Consider the following 5,894-nt stretch of genomic DNA (forward strand, 5'->3'; position numbering starts at 1 on the left):
CGGCGCCGAGGTGCAGCGCCGCGCCATGTCCCTGGCCACGGTGCTGGAGCCCCTGCTCATCGTGGGCATGGGCCTGGTCGTCATGCTCATCGTGCTGGCAGTGCTGCTGCCGATCATTCAGCTCAATCAGCTCGTCACCTGAAACCATGAGCCCCCACGCTCCTCACTTCGTGTATCCGCTGCCCCCCAAGGGGGCGCAGACCGCCCTTGGGGCGGCCCGGCGGGTGGTCTGATGGCAGTCACCCTGGACGGCAAGCTCGTCGTCGCCATTTCCTCGCGCGCCCTGTTCGATTTCGAAGAAGAGAACCGCCTCTTCGAACAGGGCGACGACAAAGCCTACATGCGGCTGCAGCTGGAGCGGCTGGACACCCCCGCCGCGCCCGGCGTGGCCTTCTCGCTGGTGCACAAGCTGCTCGCCTTCAACGACGCCCACGCCCAGCGGGTGGAGGTGGTGATCCTCTCGCGCAACGACCCGGTTTCGGGCATGCGCGTGTTCCGCTCGGCCCAGCACTACGGCCTGCCCATCCAGCGCGGCAGCTTCACGCGCGGCCAGTCGCCCTGGCGCTACCTGCGCCCGCTGCGCGCCAACCTCTTCCTGTCGGCCCACCTGGCCGACGTGCGCGCCGCACTGGACGCCGGCGTGCCCGCCGCGCAGGTCTACCCCACCTCGGTGCGCGCCAGCGACGCCCACCCGACCGAGGTGCGCATCGCCTTCGACGGCGACGCCGTGCTGTTCTCCGACGAGGCCGAGCGCATCTACCAGTCGCAGGGCCTCTCGGCCTTCCAGTCGCACGAATCGAGCAAGGCCGGCACGCCGCTGGAGGGAGGCCCCTTCAAACCGCTGCTGGAAGCCCTGCACCGCCTGCAGAGCGAGGGCACACCGCTCATGCGCATCCGCACCGCGCTGGTGACCGCGCGCAGCGCGCCCGCGCACGAGCGCGCCATCCGCACGCTGATGAACTGGAACATCGAGGTCGACGAGGCCATGTTCCTGGGCGGCCTGCCCAAGGGCGAGTTCCTGCGCGAATTCGAACCCGACTTCTTCTTCGACGACCAGACCGGCCACATCGAATCCGCCGCGCAGCACGTGCCGGCGGGCCACGTGGCCTCGGGCATTTCAAACCCCTGAGCCCGCGCCCGTGCCCGACCGCCCCGCCCCCACCGCCAGCCTGAGGCCCGTGGACGGCCCGGGCGGCCTGCCCCTGCTGCGGGTGGACAACCCGCTGGCCCGCGCCACGGTCTCGCTGCAGGGCGCGCAGGTCCTGTCCTTCCAGCCGCACGGCCAGCCCGACTGGCTGTTCCTGAGCCCGCGCGCGCGCTTCGAGGCCGGCCAGGCCATCCGCGGCGGCGTGCCGCTCTGCTGGCCCTGGTTCGGGCCCGATCCCGACGGCCTGGGCCGCCCCGCCCATGGTTTCGCGCGCCTGCGCCGCTGGTCCCTGCGCGGGGCCCGCGACGGCAGCGATGGCGCCACCGAGCTCGCGCTGGTCCTGCGCGACGACGAGGCCACGCGCGCCCTGTGGCCGCACGCCTTCGAGCTGCGGCTCGACATCCGCGTGGGCGCCACGCTGCGCCTGAGCCTGAGCGCCCACAACAGCGGCGACGGCGCCTTCACCCTCACCCAGGCCCTGCACAGCTACTTCGCGGTGGACCGCCTCGACGCGGCGCAGGTGCTGGGCCTGGAAGGCTGCGGCTTCATCGACCAGGTGCCCGGCGCGCCCCCGGCCGGCAGCGCCACCCAGGAAGCCCTGCGCTTCAGCGGCCGGCTCGACCGCCTCTACCAAGGGGTGCCCGATCGCCTGCAGCTGCTCGGCGCGGCCGGCGGCCAGCGCCTGACGCTGCACAGCGCGGGCAGCCGAACCGCCGTGGTGTGGAACCCGGGCGCCGAACTGGCCGCCGGCATGGCCGACCTGGGCCCGGGCGCGCACCAGCACTTCGTCTGCGTCGAAACCGCCAACGCGGGCGACGAGCGCATCGCGCTGCCGCCCGGCGGCCAACACCGCCTCACCGTCGAGATCGCGGCCCAGGCCGCCGGAGCTTTTCCATGACCGAGAAGATCAGCAAGTGGCGCGCCCTGCGCGAGTTCGCCGGCAAGGCCTGGCGGCTGTCCATGCCCTACTACCTCCACTCCGAGGACAAGTGGAAGGCGCGCGGCCTGCTGCTGGCCATCGTGCTGCTCAACCTGGGCGCGGTCTACATGCTGGTGCTGCTCAACGAGTGGAACCGCGTGTTCTACGACGCGCTGCAGAACAAGGACGCCGCGGTGTTCTGGCGCGAACTGGGCCGCTTCACCTACCTGGCCTTCAGCTTCATCATCATCGCGGTCTACCGCTTCTACCTCACGCAGCTGCTGCAGATGCGCTGGCGCGAGTGGATGACCCGGCACTACATGGACCGCTGGCTCGCCAACCACCGCTTCTACCAAATGGAGCTGGCGCGCTACTCGCGCGAAGGCAACGCGCCGCCCGACAACCCCGACCAGCGCATCGCCGAGGACATGAACCTCTTCACCAGCTACACCGTGGGCCTGTCCATGGGCCTGCTCAACGCGGTGGTCACGCTGCTGAGCTTCATCGGCATCCTGTGGACGCTGTCGGGCAGCTTCGGTTTCACGTTCCAGGGCCGGCACGTCGACATCCCGGGCTTCATGGTCTGGATGGCGGTGCTCTACTGCGTCATCGGCAGCGTGCTCGCCCACTACATCGGCCGCCCTCAGATCGCGCTCAACTTCAAGCAGCAGCGCTTCGAGGCCGACTTCCGCCACCACCTGGTGCGCGTGCGCGAGTACAGCGAGTCCATCGCGCTCGACAAGGGAGAAGGCGTGGAGCGCCGCCAACTCGGCCTGCGCTTCGCCGACGTGCTGGGCAACTACCTGCGGCTCATCCGCACGCAGAAGCGCCTGGTCTGGTTCACCAACGGCTTCGGCCAGGCCGCCACGGTGTTCCCCTTCATCGTGGCGGCGCCGCGATTCTTCAGCGGCGCCATCCAGCTCGGCGAACTGATGCAGATCGCCTCGGCCTTCGACCGCGTGCAGGGCGCGCTGTCCTGGTTCGTCGACAACTACGACCAGATCGCCGCCTGGCGCGCCACCACCGACCGCATCACCAGCTTCGATGAGAGCTTCGCCGCGCTGCAGGCCGGCGACCCCGCCACCGCCAGCGAGACCAACGCCGAGGACGCGATCGCGCTCGACGCCATGGACCTCGCCCTGCCCGGCGGCGCGGCGCTGCTGGCGGTGCACGGCGCGCGCATCGCGCCCGGCGATTCGGTGCTGGTCCAGGGGCCCTCGGGCAGCGGCAAGTCCACGCTGTTCCGCGGCCTGGCGGGCATCTGGCCCTGGGCGACACGCCGCCTGCGCCTGCCGGCCGACTTCGACGCGCGCGCCATGTTCCTGCCGCAGCGGCCCTACTTCCCCAACGGCCGCCTGCGCGACGCCCTGGCCTACCCCGAGCCCGCCGCGCGCTATGGCGACGAGGAACTGCAGGCCGCGCTGCGCGAGGCGCTGCTGCCCGACCTGGTGGCGCGGCTCGACGACCCCGACGCCTGGGGCCAGAAGCTCTCGGGCGGCGAGCAGCAGCGCCTGGCCATTGCGCGCGCCCTGCTCAAGAAGCCGCGCTGGCTGTTCGTCGACGAGGCCACCAGCGCGCTCGACGAGGCCGCCGAGGCCACCATCTACGAGCGCCTGCAGGCCCTGGTGCGCGCGCAGAACGGTGCCCTGGTGTCGATCGCGCACCGGCCCGGCGTGGCGGACTGGCACGCGCGGCGCTGGGTGCTCCAGCCCGGCGCCGCGGACGGTCCGCGCTACCGGGTCGCCACCGGCTGAAGCGCGGCCTCACCAGGCCGCCAGCAGCCGGCCCACGCCGGCCAGGGCCTGCTCGCGCGCCGCCGCGCCCGCCGGGCTGTCGGCCAGGTAGGCGCTCACCAGCAAGGGCGCCCGCCCCGGCGGCCAGACGATGCCGGCGTCGTTCGCGCTCTCGCCCGCGGTACCGGTCTTCTCGCCGATGCCCCAGCTCGGCGGCACACCCGCGCGCAGGCGGCGGTCGCCCGTGGTGTTGGCCTTGAGCCAGGCCGCCAGCTGCTCGCGCGAGGCCGGCGACAGCGCGTCGCCGAGCAACAGCGTGCGCAGGGTGCGCGCCATCGCGCGCGGTGTGGTGGTGTCCAGGTCCTCCCCGGGCGAGGGCTCGTTGAGTTCCGGCTCCATGCGGTCCAGCCGTGTCACCGGGTCACCGATGCCGCGCAGGAACGCCGTCAGGGCGGACGGGCCGCCCACCTCGCGCAGGATCAGGTTGGCCGCGGTGTTGTCGCTGGTGGTGATGGTGGCCTCGCACAGTTGGGCCAGGCTCAGGCCCCGGCCGCCCACGTGCTTTTCCGTCACCGGCGACCACTGCACCAGATCGCGCTGGCGGTAGCGCACGCGCTTGGACAGCGGCGCCTTGCCCTGGTCGGTGCGCCGCAGCACCAGCGCCGCCGCCAGCGTCTTGAAGGTGCTGAGCATGAGGAAGCGCTCGTCGCTGCGGTGGCCCCATTCGCGTCCGTCGGCCGTGTCGAGGATGTGCACGCCCAGGCGGCCACGGGACTTCGCCTCCAGCGCGCGTGCCGCGGCGTCGAGGGCGTCCGTGCCCTCCTGACCCCAGGCAAACTGGGGCATCAGAAGCGCCGTCATGGCGGGAGCGGTGGCGGCGAAGCCGAGCAGTTGTCGTCGATGGATCATGGTTTCTCCTGTGGAAAGCGCGAATGCTAGGGACGCCGCCCGCGCCGTTCAAACGGAAATAATCTGCCCCAGCCCAAAGAAAAACTTCTATCGACCATGGACCTTCCGCTCAATGCCCTGCGCGCCTTCGAGGTCTCGGCGCGCCACCTCAGCTTCACGCGCGCCGCCGAGGAACTGCACCTGACCCAGACCGCGGTGAGCCAGCACGTGCGCAAGCTCGAGGACCGCCTGGGCCGCCGCCTGTTCCGCCGCCTGCCGCGCGGCCTGGCGCTCACCGACGAGGGACAGGCCCTGCTGCCGGTGCTCAGCGAGGCCTTCGAGCGCCTGTCGGCCACGCTCGCCAGCCTGCAGACGCGCCAGCGGCGCGAGGTGCTGTCCATCGGCGTGGTGGGCACCTTCGCGGTGGGCTGGCTGCTGCCGCGCCTGCGCGACTTCCAGGCCCGCCACCCGCTGATCGAACTGCGCCTGTTCACCCACAACAACCGCGTGGACCTGGCGGCCGAGGGCCTGGACGCGGCCATCCGCTTCGGCGACGGCCAGTGGCCCGGGTGCGAGGCCGTGCCCCTGCTCGACGCCCCGCTGGCGCCGGTCTGCTCGCCCGCGCTGGCGCACCGCATCCGCGGCCCGGCCGACCTGGGCCGCGAAACCCTGCTGCGCTCCTACCGCGGCGACGAGTGGCCCGCCTGGTTCGAGGCGGCGGGCGTGCGCGCGCCCCTGCTCACGGGGCCGCAGTTCGATTCCTCGCTGCTGCTGGCCGACGCGGCGGCGCAAGGCGCGGGCGTGGCCCTGCTGCCGCTGCGCCTGTTCAGCCGCGACCTGCAGGCCGGCCGGCTGGTGCGGCTGTTCGACGTGGAGGTGGCGGTGGGCCGCTACTGGTTCACCCGCCTGGCCCGGCGCCGCGCCTCACCGGCCGTGCAGGCGCTGCGGCGCTGGCTGGAAGAGCGGCTGGGCGAGGCCGGCTGACACCGGCCCTCAGCCCGCGGCGCGCGCGCCGGGCGCGAGGGACATGCGGTAGGCCTGCCAGCCCCGCTCGCGCAGCTCGCAGGCGGGGCACTGCCCGCAGCCCCAGCCCCAGGCGTGGCGGTGTTCGCGGTCGCCCTGGTAGCAGGTGTGGGTGTGCTCCACGATCAGGTCCACCAGGGCCTCGCCGCCCAGCTCGCGCGCCAGGCGCCAGGTGCCGGCCTTA

Annotated in this window: 6 protein-coding genes and 1 pseudogene; 5 read left to right on the forward strand and 2 right to left on the reverse strand. The window is 72.5% G+C overall.

Translation table 11 applies throughout. The features are described from left to right. The 4 genes and pseudogenes from BGO22_RS19895 to BGO22_RS19910 all read left to right on the forward strand — a co-directional run. Positions 1-142: pseudogene (locus tag BGO22_RS19895) on the forward strand (type II secretion system inner membrane protein GspF); the annotation flags it as partial. 90 nt (positions 143-232) lie between these two features. After that, on the forward strand, positions 233-1,129 hold the full coding sequence (locus BGO22_RS19900; protein ID WP_070401022.1) for a 5'-nucleotidase: 897 nt from the start codon (positions 233-235) through the stop codon (positions 1,127-1,129). A gap of 10 nt (positions 1,130-1,139) precedes the next feature. Next, the gene (locus BGO22_RS19905) at positions 1,140-2,045 is read left to right on the forward strand and encodes a D-hexose-6-phosphate mutarotase (protein WP_286852262.1); all 906 of its coding nucleotides are present in this window, start codon (positions 1,140-1,142) and stop codon (positions 2,043-2,045) included. Beyond that, positions 2,042-3,820 carry an ABC transporter ATP-binding protein/permease gene (locus BGO22_RS19910; protein ID WP_286852263.1) on the forward strand — a complete coding sequence of 593 codons (1,779 nt, stop codon included), beginning with the start codon at positions 2,042-2,044 and terminating at the stop codon, positions 3,818-3,820. Before BGO22_RS19905 ends, BGO22_RS19910 begins: the two co-directional genes overlap by 4 nt. A 9-nt stretch (positions 3,821-3,829) precedes the next feature. On the opposite strand, the gene bla is transcribed toward BGO22_RS19910, so the two are convergent. After that, positions 3,830-4,708, reverse strand: a complete 879-nt coding sequence (gene bla, locus BGO22_RS19915) for a class A beta-lactamase (protein WP_286852264.1) — start codon at positions 4,706-4,708, stop codon at positions 3,830-3,832. Between the two features lie 96 nt (positions 4,709-4,804). Here bla and BGO22_RS19920 point away from each other — a divergent pair, with 96 nt between their 5' ends. After that, positions 4,805-5,671, forward strand: a complete 867-nt coding sequence (locus tag BGO22_RS19920) for a transcriptional regulator GcvA (protein WP_070401018.1) — start codon at positions 4,805-4,807, stop codon at positions 5,669-5,671. A gap of 9 nt (positions 5,672-5,680) precedes the next feature. Here BGO22_RS19920 and BGO22_RS19925 read toward each other — a convergent pair. Beyond that, the coding region (locus BGO22_RS19925) for a 7-cyano-7-deazaguanine synthase (RefSeq protein WP_286852265.1) at positions 5,681-5,894 on the reverse strand (214 nt) is incomplete at its 5' end.

The organism is Hydrogenophaga sp. 70-12, assembly GCF_001897365.1.
Lineage (GTDB): Bacteria > Pseudomonadota > Gammaproteobacteria > Burkholderiales > Burkholderiaceae_C > Hydrogenophaga > Hydrogenophaga borbori.